Below are 15,874 nucleotides of genomic sequence, written 5' to 3' on the forward strand. Positions count from 1 at the left end.
TAGCGTCCCGTACATTCTTGTCTCGTGTCAACGCAGGTGCCCCGCCTCCTCTCCGGCCTGGTGGACGACGCCGCGGTCTTCCCGCCCGGCAACGCCGCGCTGCCCGACGCGGTGACCGCGCACCGCACCCACCGCACGGCCTGGTACGCCGACATGGTCGGCCCACTGCTGCTGCCCGCCTCGGAGATCCAGCGCGGGTCGCTGAACGGCCTGGTGGACCCGGCTGAGGGCCTGGTGATCGGGCTGATCGGCGACACCGGCCTGGACCAGCTCCCGCAGGCGCTGGAAGCGCTCGCGCCCGACGGGGTGACCGCCCGGCAGATCGAGGCGCCGGTGGCCAAGCGCGGCGAGGACCCGCAACCCGGGCTGTCCGAGCTGCTCACGCTCGCCGACCGGCTCGACGGCGCGGCCGTGTACGCGGAGATCCCGCTGACCTTCGGGCTGATGGGCGCGCTCGACACGCTCGCCGAGGCGCGCGCCGGCGGGCTGCCGGTGGCGGCCAAGTTCCGTACCGGCGGGCTCGCCGCCGAGCTGTTCCCCACCCCGGCCGAGCTGGCCGCGGTGATCTGCGCGTGCCGGGACCGTAAGCTGCCGTTCAAGCTCACCGCCGGGCTGCACCACGCGATCCGGCACCGCGACCCGGAGACCGGCTTCAACCACCACGGTTTCGTCAACGTGCTGGGCGCCACGCTGGCCGCCGTCGGGGGCACCGAGGTGGACGGCGTGGCCGAGCTGCTCGCCGCCACCGACCCGGTACGCGTGGTCGAGCCGGCCCGGGCACACCGCGACGCCGAGCGCCCGCTCTGGGTCGGGTACGGCTCGTGCAGCATCGCCGAACCACTGACCGATCTGATCCGGCTGGGGCTGGTGAACGGAGGCTACGAGGCATGAGCGAACGCACCGAGCGGAGCGAGGGCCGTGAGGGCATGCCCGGCGGGTACGGCATGAGCGAACGCACCGAGCGGAGCGAGGGCCGTGAGGGCATGCCCGGCCGGCACGGCATGACCTGGGTACCAGGGGCGGCGGGGTCGCCGTACGGGGTGACGAACCTGCCGTACGGCGTGTTCCGGCACGGCGAGGGCGAGCCGCGCGTCGGCGTCCGCATCGGTGACTTCGCGCTGGACCTCGCGGGTGCGGAGGCGGCCGGTCTGGTGCTGGCCGGCGGCGCGCTCGGTGAGCCGGCGCTCAACGCCTTCATGGCGCTCGGCCGCCCGCAGTGGACGGCGGTCCGGCAGCGGGTCGTCGAGCTGCTCACCGAGCCGGAGCACCGGGCGGCTGTCGAACCGCTGCTCGTGCCGCTGCGTGAGGTCGAGATGGCGCTGCCGTTCGAGGTGGCCGACTACGTCGACTTCTACTCCTCCGAGCACCACGCCTCGAACGTCGGGCAGATCTTCCGGCCCGGGCAGCCGCCGCTGCTGCCGAACTGGAAGCACGTGCCGATCGGCTACCACGGCCGGGCCGGCACGGTGGTCGTCTCCGGCACCCCGGTGATCCGCCCGACCGGCCAGCGGGCCAGCGCGCAGGGCCCCACCACCGGCGCCTCGGTCCGGCTGGACATCGAGGCCGAGGTGGGCTTCGTGGTGGGCGTGCCGAGCCGGCTCGGCGAGCGGGTGCCGGTGGCCGACTTCGCCGACCACGTCTTCGGCGTGGTGCTCGTCAACGACTGGTCGGCCCGGGACATCCAGGCGTGGGAGTACCAGCCGCTCGGACCGTTCCTCGGCAAGTCGTTCGCCACCTCCGTCTCGGCCTGGGTGACCCCGCTGGAGGCGCTGGCCGACGCGTTCGTGCCCGCACCGGACCAGGACCCGCCGGTGCAGGACTACCTGCGCGACACCCCGCACGTCGGGCTGGACCTGACGCTGTCGGTCGAGTGGAACGGCGAGCGGGTGGCCGAGCCGCCGTTCGCCGGCATGTACTGGACCCCGGCCCAGCAGCTCGCGCACCTCACCGTCAACGGCGCGTCGCTGCGTACCGGCGACCTCTACGCCTCCGGCACCGTCTCCGGTCCGGAGCGCGGTCAGGTCGGATCGTTCCTGGAGCTGACCTGGGGCGGGTCCGAGCCGGTCAAGTTCGCCGACGGCAGCGAGCGGACGTTCCTGGAGGACGGCGACACGGTGACGATCACCGCCACCGCGCCCGGACCGGACGGCACCACTGTCGCGCTGGGCGAGGTCACCGGGACGATCCTCCCGGCCCGCTGAATTCCGACCTTCCGAACCGGCCCCGGTCGCACCCGATGTGCGACCGGGGCCGGTTCCTTCGGCGTTGATCGCTCGGATCACGTACGCCCCGGACGGCGGCTCCCGGTCGAACCGGAGCCGCGGGTGGTGCCGGGTCGGGGGGCGTACCCGCGGAAGCCGAAACAGGAAGGACCGAGCATGACCGAGTTGACCGGTGCCGTCTGGCGCACCAGCAGCCGCTCGAACGATCAGGGCCTCTGCGTCGAGGTGGCGACGAACGTGGTCGCCGCGCACGGCGTGGTGGGCGTACGCGACTCTAAGGACCCGGACGGTCCGGCGCTCGCGGTGAGCCCGCCGGGCTGGGCCGCGTTCGTCACCGCGCTGCGGGGCGGCTCGTTCGGCGGCTGACCGCTCGCGAACCACACCGGTGCCCCGGCCGGGGCACCGGTGATGGAAATGTCACCGGGAGGCTCCCCGTTTCCGGTCACGGCCCGTACCGTGTACGACACGGGAGGTGCCATGTCGACGGTGACGGTTTCCGCATTCATCGAAGCGCAGGACGCCGACCTCTGGCGGCTGCTCACCGACCTCCCGGCCCGTGCCGACTGGCTCTCGGCGGTGGACGCGGTCGAGGTCCTCGGCGCCGGCGGGTTGTTCGGACCGGGCACCGTGTGGCGGGAGACCCGTGCCCGGCCGGACGGCGGCACCGAACCGGAGGAGTTCGAGGTGATCGAGGCGGTCGCGCCCGGCCGCCTCGTGCTCGGCTCGCGCGGCGCGGGCGCGGATTACCGGATCACCTGGACGCTGCGCACCGTCGAGCGCCGGCGGCGCGGCTGCACCGAGGTCACCGTCGAGCAGGAGGCGGTGCCGACCCGGGCGTACGGGCGGGTGCTGGCCCTGATCCTCGGCGGTCTGGCCGCCCGCGCGGTCGAGAGCGCGCTCCGGCGTGACCTGGCCGACCTGGCCCTGGCCGCCGGTCCCGCCCGATCCACCGAGGCCGCCTGAGCCGACCCGGCCGCTCCCCGTACCCGGCACGCACCCGGCCGGTAGGGTGCCGGGGCGGAGGTGACGGATGGCGAAGGCCCCGAGGCGGCGGGTCGTGGTGGCGCTGGTGGCGGTGCTCGCCGTCGCGGCGTCGGTCGCCGTGGTCGTCCGGGTGCTGGCGCCCGCCGAGGTCGACACCGCAGCCCGGAAGCCCTACCCGGCGGCGCCCGCGCCGACCGCCGGGGTGCTCGCGCGGCTGCCGGTGGCGCCGCTCGTCGTGGACGGCCGGCTCCGCGTCTACGCGGGCACCCGTCAGGTGTACGCGGACCAGCCGGTCACCGGGCGGCACCGGGTCACCCCGTTCTGGTCCTTCCGTCGCTGGCCGGCGACGCTGGTCGGAGTGCTCGCCGAGGGGACCACGGTGGTCAGCCGCTGGTCCGACGGGAGGCTGGTGGCGCTCGACGCGCGTACCGGCCGGGTGGCCTGGCGGGCCGACGGCCCGCATCCGGGGTCGGTGCCGGAGCCGCGACGCACCTTCGCCGCCACCGTCTGGGATCCGGCCGGCCTGCACGTGGCGCGGACGGCCGAGGGGCGGACCGTGCTGCTCGCGACCGGTCCGGGTTGGCTCGGCGGGTACGACCTCGCCGACGGCCGCCGGCTCTGGCGCGCCGACGTGGCCCGGGACTGCCGGTCCGACGTGGGCACGACCGCCAGCGGTGAGCTGGTCGGCGTGGACCGCTGCGACGGCCCGGCCGCGGTCGAGCTGCGGGACGCGGCGACCGGCACGGTGCGGACCCGCTGGCGGCCGCCGGACGCGCCGGAGCAACTCGTCGTCACGCCGGTGGGCTGCCCGCACGGGCACTCCGGTTGCCGCGGGCTGCGTACCGCCGGGCCGGACGGCGCGGGCAGCCGGGGCTGGCTGGTGACCGACCCGGGCGAGCCGGCCGCCGCGCCGGGCCTGGACCACCCGGACACGGTGCTGGACGGGGAGCGGGCGGTGGACACGTCCGGTCCGGTGGTGGTCGGGCGCTCGGCGCGTACCGGCGAGGAGCTGTGGCGCCGGGCGGACATCCATCCGGCCCTGGTGCTCGCGACCGAGCCGGGGCGGGTGCACCTGCTGACCGACCGGCGGGAACTGGTCACCGTCGACCCGCTCACCGGTGCGACCCGGTCCAGTTTCGTGCTCGACCTGGGGCGGGACGGGATCGGCTGGCGGCCGGGCCGGGCGTACGCGGTGGACGGCTACGTCGCGGTGGAGCGGCTGCGGGAGAGTGCCGTTCCGGAGGACGACGACCAGGGCTACTTCCTGATGGCCGAGCCGGTGCTGCTCGCCGTGACCTGATCCGGCGGGTCAAGCCACAAAACGGACAAAAGTCCCTATAGTTCTCTTGTCTGATCGGTCGGACGAAGACGCCCGGCGCCGGTCCGTAGGGGGTTGACGGACCGGTGCCGGGCGTGCCCGGTCAGGCCAGCGCGGCCTCGGCGGCGGCCAGGAACGCGTCGTTCTCGGCCGGGGTGCCGATGGTGACCCGTACCCCGTCGCCCGGGAACGGCCGGACGATCACGCCGCGCGCCTCGCACGCCCGGCCGAACTCCACCGCCCGCTCGCCCAGCGGCAGCCAGACGAAGTTGGCCTGGCTGTCCGGCACGTCCGGCACGAACTTGCGCAGCGCCTCGGTGACCCGGTCCCGCTCGGCCACGACCAGCGCGCACCGCCGCTCCACCTCGTCGGCCTGCGCCAGCGCGGCCAGCGCGCCGGCCTGGGCGGCCATGCTGGTGGAGAACGGCGTGACCACCTTGCGGACGGCGGCGGCCACCTCCGGCGCCGCGACCAGCCAGCCGATCCGCAGGCCGGCCAGGCCCCACGCCTTGGACAGCGTGCGCAGCACCGCCACGTTCGGCCGGTCCAGGTAGGTCAGGCCGTCCGGCACGTCGGGGTCGGTGACGAACTCCCGGTACGCCTCGTCGATCACCACGAGCACGTCGTCCGGCACCGCGTCGAGGAAGCGGTCCAGCTCGGCCCGGCGCACCGCCGTACCGGTGGGGTTGTTCGGGTTGCAGACCAGGACCATCCGGGTCCGGTCGGTCACCGCCGCCGCCATCGCGTCGAGGTCGTGGCCGTGGCCGGCGTCGTTCGGCACCCGCACGCTCGTCGCGCCGCTGGTCGCCGCGATGATCGGGTACGCCTCGAAGGAGCGCCACGAGTAGAGCAGCTCGTCACCGGGCAGGCAGGTGGCGCGCACCAGGTGCTCGGCCAGCGCCACCGAACCGCAGCCGGTGGCGATCCGGTCGGCGTCCACGCCGTACCGCTCGGCGAGCGTCTGGCGCAGCGCCACCACGCCCATGTCCGGGTAGCGGTGCGAACCGGCCACCGCCTCGGCGACCGCCTCCACCACGCCCGGCAGCGGGCCGTACGGCACCTCGTTGCTGGCCAGCTTGATCGCCTCGGCCAGGCCCAGCTCGCGGGCCAGGTCGGCCGGGCTGCGGCCGGGCACGTAGTTCGGCAGCGCGTCCAGGTCGGCGCGGGTGAGCCGCAGCGCGGGCTGGTGGCGTCCGGTCTCGGTCATGGGGTGTCTCCCGGGGTGTCGGCGCTCTCGGGCGGGGCGGTACTGGTGTCACGCTTGCGGGGGAGCTGGACCACCACCGTCTGCGCCCGCTTGTCGTGCAGGGCCTGGCGCAGCGGGTGGTCGAACAGGGGCGATACCGCGTCGATGAGCTGGAGCAGCAGGCCCAGCCCGCAGCAGTACCAGAGCAGCGTCGGCAGGCCGAGCGTGCTCCAGCGCCGGGTGGCCCGGCCGAAGCCGAGCGGCTGGTCCGCCTCGATCGGCAGCGCGCGTACGCCCATCAGCCGCTTGCCGAAGGTCTGACCGCGCGCCGCCATCGACGGCACCTCGTACGCGTACCAGAGCGCGGTGGCGATCACGAGGATGGCGATCTGAAGGCCGCCGGCCTGGTCGTCGATCTGGGGCAGCCCCTCGGTGGACGTGTCGCCGTTGAGCGCCCGGCGCACCGATTCACGCAGGTACGGGGAGACCGCCTCGACGTAACGCCAGACGAACCAGCCGTTGACCACGGCGTTGAGCAGGAACACGATGCCCAGGTCGATCAGGCGCGCGACCAGCCGGGCCCCGTACGAGGCCAGCGGCAGTCCGTGCGGGCGCGGGACCGGCTGCGCGCCGGGCCAGTGCGGGTACGGCCAGCCCGGCGGCGGCCCCTGCATGCCCGGCTGGCCGGGCTGGCCGGGCTGGCCCGGCCAGGGGTTCGGCTGTCCCGGCTGCCCCGGCCACGGCCCGGCCTGGCCGGACTGACCCGGCTGGCCCGGCCACGGGCCCGGCCGGCCGGGGGTGCCGGGCGTCGGGGGCGCGTCGGGGCGGCCGCCCGGACCGGAGGCCGGCCTGTCGGCGGCGGGCGTCGGGGTGGCCGGCGCGGGCTCGGGCTCGGGGGGCGGCGGGCCGTCGGGCGGGGTGACGTCGACCGGGATCGGCGCGCCGATCCAGCCCTCGCCGTCCCACCACCTGCGGGTCTCCGTGTCGGCGGGGTCGACGTACCAGCCGGGTTCCAAACTCACGATGCCGTCCTAGTTCCCGACTGCGGGGCTCGCAGGCCCGGCTCACTCCTCGCGCTCACGGGCCAACCTTAACGACGACGGTTCCGGCGAACTTGTCGTGGAGGCACTGCTGCCAGGGCTTGTCCCACAGTTGCCAGAAACCGTCGAGGTAGTTGAGGAACGGCACGAACATGCCGCCGGCGAACTCGACGAGCCAGCGCTTGCCGAGCATGCCCCGGGTCAGCGCGGCGTCCGGCTGCATCGGGACGATCCGCAGCTTCATCACCTTCTTGCCGAGCGTCTGCCCGGTCCGGCGGGCGTACTCGACGTGGTAGACCCAGTAGAAGGCGAGCATCAGCAGCAGGACCCCGAGCTCGGCGGCGAGCAGCGGCAGGAACACGCTGGTCCAGACGTCGACCGGGTCGGGGCCGTTCGGGCCGGCCTGCTCCATCTCGTCGATCATGCGGAAGAAGACGAGGAAGAAGACCGGCACGAACAGGGCCATCATCACCGCCATGGCGACGGCGGTGTCGATCAGGTAGGCGAGCAGCCGGTCGCCGAAGCCCGCCAGCGGCTGCCCGTTCGGCGCCACCGGGGGCGGGACGGGCGCCGGGGCGTACCCGGGTGGGGGGTAACCGGGCGGCGGGTAGCCGGGCGGGCCGGCGTACCCCGGAGGCACGTGTTGTGCGGGCACCGCCGGTCCGCCGGGCGGCGCGAAGCCGCCGCCCGCGGGTGGATGTCCGGCGGGCGGCGGCGTCGGGTTCGGAGGAGGCTGGGTCACGCGGACAGTGTTACAGGTTCCCGCGCTTCTCCTGCTCGCGCTCGATCGCCTCGAACAGGGCCTTGAAGTTGCCCTTGCCGAAGCCGAGCGAGCCGTGCCGCTCGATCAGCTCGAAGAAGACGGTGGGGCGGTCCTGCACCGGCTTGGTGAAGATCTGGAGCAGGTAGCCGTCCTCGTCCCGGTCGACCAGGATCTTGCGGGACTGAAGCTCCTCGATCGGCACCCGGACGTTGCCGATGCGGGCGCGCAGCTCCGGGTCCTCGTAGTACGAGTCCGGGGTGTCCAGGAACTCGACGCCCGCGGCGCGCATGGCGTCCACGCTGGCCAGGATGTCGTTCGTGGCCACGGCGATGTGCTGGGCGCCGGGGCCCTGGTAGAACTCCAGGTACTCGTCGATCTGCGACTTCTTGCGGGCCACGGCCGGCTCGTTGAGCGGGAACTTCACCTTGCGGGTGCCGTTCGCGACGACCTTGCTCATCAGCGCCGAGTAGTCGGTGGCGATGTCGTCGCCGATGAACTCCGCCATGTTCGAGAAGCCCATGACGCGCTTGTAGAACTCGACCCACTCGTCCATCCGGCCCAGCTCCACGTTGCCGACCACGTGGTCGACCGCCTGGAAGAACCGCTTCGGCTGGATGCCGGCGTCGATCATCGGCTGCCGGTCCACGATCGGGCCGCGGGCCACGAACCCGGGCAGGAACGGGCCGGTGTAGCGGGACCGGTCGACCAGGCTGTGCCGGGTGTCGCCGTACGCGGCGATGGACGCCATCCGGACGGTGCCGTGCTCGTCGCTGACGTCGTGCGGCTCGACCAGGCCGGTCGCGCCCTGCGCCACGGCGTGCGCGTACGCGGCGTCCACGTCCGGCACCTCCAGCGCGATGTCGGAGACGCCGTCGCTGTGCTTCGCCACGTGCTCGGCGCCGTCGGCGTCCGGGCGTACCGCGCCGGTCAGCACGAAGCGGGCCGAACCGCTGGTCAGCACGTACTGCGCGTGGTCCCGGTAGCCCTGCTCCGGCCCCCGGTACGCCACGCAGGTCATGCCGAACGCGGTGGAGTAGTAGTGCGCGGCCTGCTTGGCGTTGCCCACCAGGAAGTGGACGTGGTCCATGCCCTTGACCGGGAACGGGTCGCGGGTGATGTCGTGGTCGACTGCGCCGACGAGAGCGTCGACGTCGACCTCCTCGGTCGACTGGGGTCGGTCGATCGCCTGGGTCATGGTGGCCTCCCTCGCGTACCGGCCGGCCTCGCGGGCCGCCGTGGATGTGCTCTTCCGGCGAGGATCTACGGGCCACGGTGAGTTGGGCAACAGTTGAGGTTATTCCTGGTCAGGTTGTGCATTCGGTACGGTTGGACACCATGAACACTGGTCAGGATGTACAGCTCGACGAGCTGGACGCCCGCTTGATCGAACTGCTCGCCGAAGAGCCCCGGATCGGTGTGCTGGAGTGCTCCCGGCGGCTCGGCGTCGCCCGCGGCACGGTCCAGGCCCGGCTCGACAAGCTCGTCGGCCGGGGCGTCGTCACCGGCTTCGGGCCGGACATCACCCCCGCCGCGATCGGCTTCGGGGTGACCAGCTTCGTCACCCTGGAGATCAGCCAGCGGCACGGCCACGACCAGGTCACCGCGCACCTCGCCGCGATCCCCGAGGTGCTGGAGGCGCACACCATCACCGGGTCCAGCGACCTGCTCTGCCGGATCGTCGCCCGGTCCAACACCGACCTCCAGCGGGTCATCGACCAGATCGTCGCCTCGGAGGGCATCCGGCGCGCCTCCACCATCATCGCGCTGGCCGAGCAGATCCCGTACCGGACGCTGCCGCTCGTCCGCTCCGCCGCCCGCGGCGGCTCTTAACACCCCGGGCCACCCAAGAAGGGCCGCGACACGCCCCGCACGCGGCCCGGGGGACCGGTGATCGTCGCTACCGTGTGCGGTGTGAAGGGCCTAGGGGTACGCGGCTGGTTGCTGCTCGGGCTCGTCACCGTGGTCGTCCTCGCCGCGACCGGCGTCTGGAACCCGTTCCCGGCGCTCTGGGACTGGGTCGACCGCAGCAAGCCGATCTCCGAGCCGGACGTGGTCTGGCAGCAGCGTGTCGGCGGCACGCCGCGCAGCGTCACCATCGCCGGCGACACCGTGATCGTGGAGCAGCGCACCCGTATCGAGGCGCGCAACCTGGCCGACGGCGGCCGGCTGTGGGAGCGCAAGGCCGACTGGTCGGCGGTCGCGGGCAGCGGCCGGGAGTCGGTCGTCGCCGTGGGCCGGCTGCTCGACAAGGGGTACGAGGTGCTCGACCCGGTCAGCGGCGTGACCCGCCGTCGCGACGACCGCGCGATCGCCGTCTGGACGTACCGGAACCTGCTGCTGGACGCGTACTGCGTGCAGGCCACCGACTGCACGCTGCGCGCCTGGGAGCCGCGCGGCACCGCTCCGCTGTGGAGCGCGTTCCTGCCCGGCGTGCACAGCGGCGTGCTCGCCGACAACCCGGAACTGCTCGGCACCCGGCGGCTCGGCGCCACCCGGATCGACGGCGGGGTGGCCGGGCCGGAGTCCGTACCGCCGCTGCTCGGCTTCCCGGTCGACGGCCGGGTGCACGTGGTGGACACCGCCACCGGCCGGGTGCTCCAGAACGTCCAGCCCGGCCGGGAGGAGCGGCTCGCAGTGGTCGGCGGCCGGCTGCTGCGGATCGCGGCCACCTCCCGCGACGGGAGCTGCTACTACGCGGTGACCGCCGTGGACCCGGCCACCGGTCAGCAGGTGTGGCGGCGTACCGGGATCAACCTGCGCACCGCCGACTACGCCGGTTGCGTGCAACGGGAGGATCCGCAGGGCGGACGCAACGTGATCATCGGGGTCGCCCCGGACGGCCGGGAGACGGTGCTCGACGGGTACGACGGCCGGCTGCTCCAGGTCGGCGCGGACGGCGAGAAGCTGCTCGCCGTGGACGACCGCTACACAGTGGTGCGCAGCGCCGACAAGGGCTCGCTGCTCGGTCGGGAGCTGTCGGCCGACCGGACCCGCTGGACCCGGCCGGCGGGCGGCAGGAGCGGTGCGGCGCTCACCCCGTACGCGGCGGTGATCAGCGAGGAGAAGCCGTCCCGGCTGATCGCTGTCGAGCCGCGGGAGGGCCGGGTGCTGGTCGAGCTGCGCACCTCGGCGAACGCGCTGGCGGTCGGCCCGAACGGCATGATCATCGGCGAGGGGCGGGAGATCGGGTACGTCCGCTGGGGCGCCGGCGCGGGCGAGGCGCCGGGGCCGGACCAGGACGGCGCGCCGGTGGCGCCGGACCCGGGAGGCAGCTGGCGCCCGCCGAGCGACCAGGGAAGTTGCGGGCCGAAGAACGAACTCTGCGCGGGCGGCAAGTGACAGCGGGTGAGAGCGTCGTCCCACGACCCACCTGCGGGTGCCACCGATCGACAGCTCTGCCCTAGGCTTTTCGGTCATGAGCAGTGCCGCCGCCTTCTCGTACGCACCCCTGCTGCCGACCGGTCCCGACCAGACCGAATACCGCCTGGTCACCGACGAGGGCGTGGACGTCGTCAACGGCCCCGGAGGCCGCCGGTTCCTCACCGTGGATCCGGGCGCGCTGACCGCGCTGACGGCCGAGGCGATGCACGACATCGCCCACTTCCTGCGCCCGGCCCACCTGGCTCAGCTCCGCTCGATCATCGACGACCCGGCGGCCTCGCCGAACGACCGCTTCGTCGCGCTCGACCTGCTGCGCAACGCCAACATCGCGGCCGGCGGCGTGCTGCCGATGTGCCAGGACACCGGCACCGCGATCGTGATGGGCAAGCGCGGCCGGCACGTGCTCACCGACGGCACCGACGCCGAGGCGATCTCGCGCGGCGTCTACCAGGCGTACACCCGGCTCAACCTGCGCTACTCCCAGCTCGCCCCGCTGACCATGTGGGACGAGCGGAACACCGGCAGCAACCTGCCCGCCCAGGTGGAGCTGTACGCCGAGGACCCGGACGGCCACGCCGACGCGTACAAGTTCCTGTTCATGGCCAAGGGCGGCGGCTCGGCCAACAAGTCCTACCTCTACCAGGAGACCAAGGCGCTGCTGAACCCCACGCGGATGATGCAGTTCCTGGAGGAGAAGCTGCGGCTCATCGGCACCGCGGCCTGCCCGCCCTACCACCTGGCGATCGTCATCGGCGGCACCTCCGCCGAGTACGCGCTCAAGACCGCGAAGTACGCCTCCGCGAAGTACCTTGACGCGCTGCCCACCGAGGGCTCGATGAGCGCGCACGGCTTCCGTGACCTGGAGCTGGAGGCCGAGGTGCTGGAGCTGACCCGCAACTTCGGCATCGGCGCGCAGTTCGGCGGGCGCTACTTCTGCCACGACGTACGGGTGGTCCGGCTGCCCCGGCACGGCGCCTCCTGCCCGGTGGCGATCGCGGTCTCCTGCTCGGCCGACCGGCAGGCGGTGGCGAAGATCACCCCGTCGGGCGTCTGGCTGGAGCGACTCGAAACCGACCCGGCGCGGTTCCTGCCCGACGTGACCGACGAGACGCTGGAGACCGAGGAGGTCGTCCGGGTCGACCTGAACCGGCCGATGGACGAGATCCGGGCCGAGCTGTCGAAGTACCCGGTGAAGACCCGGCTGTCCCTGACCGGCCCGCTCGTCGTCGCCCGGGACATCGCGCACGCGAAGATCGCCGAGCGGCTGGACGCGGGCGAGCCGATGCCGCAATACCTGCGTGACCACGCGGTCTACTACGCCGGCCCGGCCAAGACCCCCGAGGGCTACGCCTCCGGCTCGTTCGGCCCCACCACCGCCGGCCGGATGGACGCGTACGTGGAGAAGTTCCAGGCGGCCGGCGGCTCGATGGTGATGCTGGCCAAGGGCAACCGGTCCGCCCAGGTCACCCGCTCCTGCCAGGCGCACGGCGGCTTCTACCTCGGCTCGATCGGCGGCCCGGCCGCCCGCCTGGCGCAGGACTGCATCAAGCACGTCGAGGTGCTCGAATACGCCGAGCTGGGCATGGAGGCGGTCTGGAAGATCGAGGTGGAGGACTTCCCGGCCTTCATCGTCGTCGACGACAAGGGCAACGACTTCTTCGCCGAGGTCACCAAGCCGGTGCTCACCGTCGGCCGGCGCTGACGTCAGACGTACGCGAGGGGCGCCCGGGAATGTCCCGGGCGCCCCTCGGTGTGTCCGTCGTGCATCGACATCGGTGCGCCTGCCCGGCCGAGTGGCCGGGCAGGCGCACCGCCCCCGTCGGATGCCGTCACCGACAACCCGTGTCGAGTCTGGGTGCCGTCGCTATCGGATCGCTATCGCCTCGTCGCGCCGCTCGGTGACCGCCGGGCTACGCTGCTGGAAGTTGCATGGCGGCAGGCGGGGGCGCGGATGCGATTCGGGATCTTGGGGCCCTTGCGGGTCGGTGGCGGCGAAGCCACCGTCACCGCGGGCCGGGATCGCACCGTACTCGCCATGCTGTTGCTGCGCCCCGGCCGCGTGGTGCCGGTGGAGGATCTGGTCGACGCCGTCTGGGAGGACCGTCCCCCGGCGACCGCGCGGACCCAGCTCCAGATCTGCGTCTCGCGACTGCGGCAGCGGTTCGCGGCGCTCGGGCTGCCGGCCGACACGATCGTCACCGACCCGGCGGGCTACGGCATCCGGATCGAGCCGGACGACCTCGACGCCGACATGTTCGCCCGTGCCGTGGAGACGGCCCGCGCCGAGGCGGCCGCCGGCCGGCCGGCCGAGGCCCGCCGCCACTACCGGTCCGCCCTGGCGCTGTGGCGCGGTCCGGCGCTCGCCGGCATCCCGGCCCGGCTGGTGCGGCTGCGGGCCCAGGCGCTCGACGAGCAACGGCTCGCGGTACTGGAGGACTGCGTCGACGTCGAGCTGCGGCTGAGCCGGGGGACCGAACTGGTCGACGAGCTCACCGAGGCGGTCGAGAACAACCCGCTGCGGGAACGGCTGCGGGGGCAGCTGATGCTGGCCCTCGCGGCGGTCGGCCGGCAGGCGGACGCACTGGCCGTCTACCGGGACGGCCGCCGGATCTACGCCGAGGAACTGGGCATCGAGCCCGGCACGGCGTTGCAGGAACTGCACCAGCGCGTACTGGCCGGTGACGAGGCGGCCGGTCCGCGCCCCGCGGCGCCCGTACGCACGCTGCCCCGGGCCATCCGGGACTTCACCGGTCGTCAGCAGACCATGGCGCGGCTGGTCAAGGACATCGTCGAGGAGGGGACGCGGCTGTACCTGATCGACGGCATGGCCGGCAGCGGCAAGACCACCCTCGCCGTTCAGGTCGCGACCGCGTTGCGCGAGCGGTTCCCCGACGCGGAACTCTTCATCGACCTGCACGGCTACAGCGAGCGCAGCCCACTGACCCCCGCGGCGGCCGCGGCCACCCTGCTGCGACAGCTCGGCGTGCCCGCCGAGCGGGTGCCGGTCGACGCCGAGGACCGGCTGGCGATGTGGCGCTCCGAGCTGGCCGACCGGCGGGCCGTGGTGGTGCTCGACAACGCGGCGAGCGCCGCCCAGGCCGCGGCGCTGCTGCCCAGCGGTCCGGACAATCTCGTGCTGGTGACCAGCCGTCGCCGGCTGGCCGGCCTCGACGAGGGGCGTCCACACTCGCTGCCCGTCCTGGACCCGGACGAGGCCGTCGAACTGCTCGGCCGGATCGTCGGCGCCGACCGGGTCGGCGCCGAGCCGGCGGCCGCCGCCGAGGTGGCCCGGCGGTGCGGTCACCTGCCGCTCGCCATCCGGCTGGCCGGTTCCCGGCTCGCGCACCGCCCGCACTGGCGGGTCGCCGACCTGGCGCGGCGGCTGGCCGAGGCGCAGGACTCACTGGCCGAGCTGGCGGTCGGCGAACGCTCCGTCGGGCACGCCTTCACGCTCTCGTACGCGCAGGTCTCGGCGCCGGCCCGGCGGCTGTTCCGGCTGCTCGGGCTCCACCCCGGCGTACGGTTCGACAACCGGGTGGCGGCGGCGCTCGCCGACGTGCCACTGCCCGAGGCCCAGGACCTGCTGGACGAACTGGTGGACGTGCACCTGGCCGAGGAGACCGCGCCGGGCCGGTACCGCCTCCACGACCTGCTCCGGGAGTACGCCCGCCGGTTGCTGGCCGAGACCGACCGTCCGGACGAGCGCCGGACGGCGGTGGCCCACCTGCTCGACCATCACCTTCAGGTGGCGGTCGGCCTGGCGATCGTCGCCGAGACGAAGCAGGGCGCGCTGAGCCAGGTCGCCTTCCCGCCGCCGCGGCGTCCCGACCTGCTGCCGGTCCAGGACGGGCCGGGTCAGTCCTGGTTCGACGAGAACCGGGCGGCTCTCGTCGGACTGGTGCACCTGGCCGAGTCGGAGGGCCTCCCGGCGTACTGCTGGCAGCTGACCCGGGCGTGCTGGTGGTCCAATTTCGTCGGTGGCCACCTCGACGAACTGGTCGAGACGCATGAGGTGGCGCTGCGCGCCGCCACGGGGTCGGGGGACGAGGAAGCAGTGGCCATCACCATGAACTACCTCGCCTCGGCGAAGTTCCGGCTGGGGGACTTTCCGGAGGCGATCCGGTTCCTGGAGGCGGGCGTCGACAGGTACCGCCGGCTCGGCCTGCGCCGGGAGCAGGTCCAGGCGCTCTCCAACCTCGCCGCGGTGTGCTTCGGGACCGACGACGCGGAGCGCTGCGTCAGGTACGTCGACGAGGCGCTACGGATCAGCCGCTACCCGGACGACGCGGCCACCATATCCAGCCTGTTCAACATGCTGTCCGTCGCCGAGCTGTTCCGTGGCCGGTACGACCTGGCCCTCCGGGCGGCCCGCCGGCACATCGTCCTGGGGCGGGAGGCCGGGGATCCGCGGCACACCTCGAACGCGGTCGGCCACCTCGGCATGATCCGGCACCGCCTGGGCCACACCGGGCCGGCCCGCCGGCTGCTCCGGGCGGCGCTGCACCTGAAGCGGAGCACCGCGAACCGGTTCGGGGAGGGGGAGATCCTCAACGAGATCGGCATGATGGAGCGTGAGGCGGGCGGCCCGGCCGAGGCCGCCGACCAGCACCGGGCCGCTCTGCTCGCGATGACCGACGCGGGGGACCGGATCGGGCAGTGCGCCTCCCGTAACCTCCTCGCCCGCGCCCTGCACGATCTGGGCGACGTCGACGCCGCGATCGACCTGCACCGCCGGGTGCTGGACGACGCCACGCGACTGAGCCTGCGCTACGAGCAGGCCCGGGCCCTGGACGGCCTGGCCCGGTGCCTGCGGCACACCGACCTCGACCAGGCCCGCCGGTACGCCGCGCGGGCGCTGGCGCTGTTCCGCCAGGTCGAGTCGCCGGACCGGCGGGAGACCGAGAGGCTGCTCGCCGAGCTGGGCTGAGGGCCACGCCACTTTCCCTGCACACCGCCCGGATGCGCGGCAGGATGGAACGC

The 15,874-nt window shown here is 73.7% G+C and carries 13 protein-coding genes; 9 read left to right on the forward strand and 4 right to left on the reverse strand.

Translation table 11 applies throughout. The features are described from left to right. The first annotated feature begins 24 nt into the window (after nucleotides 1-24). The 5 genes from M8C11_RS03375 (at nucleotide 25) to M8C11_RS03395 (ending at nucleotide 4,506) form a co-directional block, all read left to right on the forward strand. The gene (locus M8C11_RS03375) at nucleotides 25-891 is read left to right on the forward strand and encodes a hypothetical protein (protein WP_252448273.1); all 867 of its coding nucleotides are present in this window, start codon (nucleotides 25-27) and stop codon (nucleotides 889-891) included. Between the two features lie 110 nt (nucleotides 892-1,001). After that, entirely contained in the window at nucleotides 1,002-2,201 is a 1,200-nt protein-coding gene (gene fahA / locus M8C11_RS03380) for a fumarylacetoacetase (RefSeq protein ID WP_252448451.1), read from the forward strand. A 177-nt stretch (nucleotides 2,202-2,378) separates the two neighbouring features. Further along, the gene (locus M8C11_RS03385) at nucleotides 2,379-2,588 is read left to right on the forward strand and encodes a DUF397 domain-containing protein (protein WP_120572827.1); all 210 of its coding nucleotides are present in this window, start codon (nucleotides 2,379-2,381) and stop codon (nucleotides 2,586-2,588) included. 111 nt (nucleotides 2,589-2,699) lie between these two features. Continuing rightward, a complete protein-coding gene (locus tag M8C11_RS03390; RefSeq protein ID WP_252448275.1) occupies nucleotides 2,700-3,185 on the forward strand; it encodes an SRPBCC family protein in 486 nt (161 codons plus the stop codon). 67 nt (nucleotides 3,186-3,252) lie between these two features. Further along, nucleotides 3,253-4,506, forward strand: a complete 1,254-nt coding sequence (locus tag M8C11_RS03395; RefSeq protein WP_252448276.1) for a PQQ-binding-like beta-propeller repeat protein — start codon at nucleotides 3,253-3,255, stop codon at nucleotides 4,504-4,506. Between the two features lie 121 nt (nucleotides 4,507-4,627). Here M8C11_RS03395 and hisC read toward each other — a convergent pair whose 3' ends face one another. Genes hisC through hppD form a run of 4 tightly spaced genes read right to left on the reverse strand, consistent with a single transcriptional unit; the run spans nucleotide 4,628 to nucleotide 8,708 of the window. After that, nucleotides 4,628-5,731, reverse strand: a complete 1,104-nt coding sequence (hisC, locus tag M8C11_RS03400; RefSeq protein WP_121685904.1) for a histidinol-phosphate transaminase — start codon at nucleotides 5,729-5,731, stop codon at nucleotides 4,628-4,630. Continuing rightward, entirely contained in the window at nucleotides 5,728-6,732 is a 1,005-nt protein-coding gene (locus M8C11_RS03405) for an RDD family protein (RefSeq protein ID WP_252448277.1), read from the reverse strand. The genes hisC and M8C11_RS03405 overlap by 4 nt, the downstream gene beginning before the upstream one ends. 55 nt (nucleotides 6,733-6,787) lie before the next feature. Further along, nucleotides 6,788-7,492 (reverse strand): RDD family protein, encoded by a 705-nt coding sequence (locus M8C11_RS03410; protein ID WP_252448278.1) that lies wholly within the window; start codon nucleotides 7,490-7,492, stop codon nucleotides 6,788-6,790. A 10-nt stretch (nucleotides 7,493-7,502) separates the two neighbouring features. After that, nucleotides 7,503-8,708 carry a 4-hydroxyphenylpyruvate dioxygenase gene (hppD, locus tag M8C11_RS03415; RefSeq protein ID WP_071097563.1) on the reverse strand — a complete coding sequence of 402 codons (1,206 nt, stop codon included), beginning with the start codon at nucleotides 8,706-8,708 and terminating at the stop codon, nucleotides 7,503-7,505. A gap of 140 nt (nucleotides 8,709-8,848) precedes the next feature. Between hppD and M8C11_RS03420 the strand changes: the two genes are divergently transcribed. The 4 genes from M8C11_RS03420 to M8C11_RS03435 all read left to right on the forward strand — a co-directional run bounded on the left by M8C11_RS03420 (nucleotide 8,849) and on the right by M8C11_RS03435 (nucleotide 15,821). Continuing rightward, entirely contained in the window at nucleotides 8,849-9,343 is a 495-nt protein-coding gene (locus M8C11_RS03420) for an Lrp/AsnC family transcriptional regulator (RefSeq protein WP_252448279.1), read from the forward strand. Nucleotides 9,344-9,451: 108 nt separating this feature from the next. After that, on the forward strand, nucleotides 9,452-10,852 hold the full coding sequence (locus M8C11_RS03425) for a PQQ-binding-like beta-propeller repeat protein (RefSeq protein ID WP_256485212.1): 1,401 nt from the start codon (nucleotides 9,452-9,454) through the stop codon (nucleotides 10,850-10,852). Nucleotides 10,853-10,928: 76 nt separating this feature from the next. Beyond that, on the forward strand, nucleotides 10,929-12,596 hold the full coding sequence (locus tag M8C11_RS03430; protein WP_128136745.1) for a fumarate hydratase: 1,668 nt from the start codon (nucleotides 10,929-10,931) through the stop codon (nucleotides 12,594-12,596). A gap of 249 nt (nucleotides 12,597-12,845) precedes the next feature. Continuing rightward, on the forward strand, nucleotides 12,846-15,821 hold the full coding sequence (locus M8C11_RS03435) for an AfsR/SARP family transcriptional regulator (RefSeq protein WP_252448281.1): 2,976 nt from the start codon (nucleotides 12,846-12,848) through the stop codon (nucleotides 15,819-15,821). Nucleotides 15,822-15,874: the final 53 nt, after the last annotated feature.

Origin of the sequence: Micromonospora sp. CPM1, from assembly GCF_023896895.1 — a bacterium.
Classification (GTDB): domain Bacteria; phylum Actinomycetota; class Actinomycetes; order Mycobacteriales; family Micromonosporaceae; genus Micromonospora; species Micromonospora tulbaghiae.

Bases quoted from the DNA above. Each gene is read 5' to 3' on its own strand.
- M8C11_RS03390 (WP_252448275.1), top strand. From the start codon at position 2,700: ATGTCGACGGTGACGGTTTCCGCATTCATCGAAGCGCAGGACGCCGAC.
- M8C11_RS03435 (WP_252448281.1), top strand. From the start codon at position 12,846: ATGCGATTCGGGATCTTGGGGCCCTTGCGGGTCGGTGGCGGCGAAGCC.
- hppD (WP_071097563.1), bottom strand. From the start codon at position 8,708: ATGACCCAGGCGATCGACCGACCCCAGTCGACCGAGGAGGTCGACGTC.
- fahA (WP_252448451.1), top strand. From the start codon at position 1,002: ATGACCTGGGTACCAGGGGCGGCGGGGTCGCCGTACGGGGTGACGAAC.
- M8C11_RS03395 (WP_252448276.1), top strand. From the start codon at position 3,253: ATGGCGAAGGCCCCGAGGCGGCGGGTCGTGGTGGCGCTGGTGGCGGTG.
- M8C11_RS03385 (WP_120572827.1), top strand. From the start codon at position 2,379: ATGACCGAGTTGACCGGTGCCGTCTGGCGCACCAGCAGCCGCTCGAAC.
- hisC (WP_121685904.1), bottom strand. From the start codon at position 5,731: ATGACCGAGACCGGACGCCACCAGCCCGCGCTGCGGCTCACCCGCGCC.
- M8C11_RS03420 (WP_252448279.1), top strand. From the start codon at position 8,849: ATGAACACTGGTCAGGATGTACAGCTCGACGAGCTGGACGCCCGCTTG.
- M8C11_RS03430 (WP_128136745.1), top strand. From the start codon at position 10,929: ATGAGCAGTGCCGCCGCCTTCTCGTACGCACCCCTGCTGCCGACCGGT.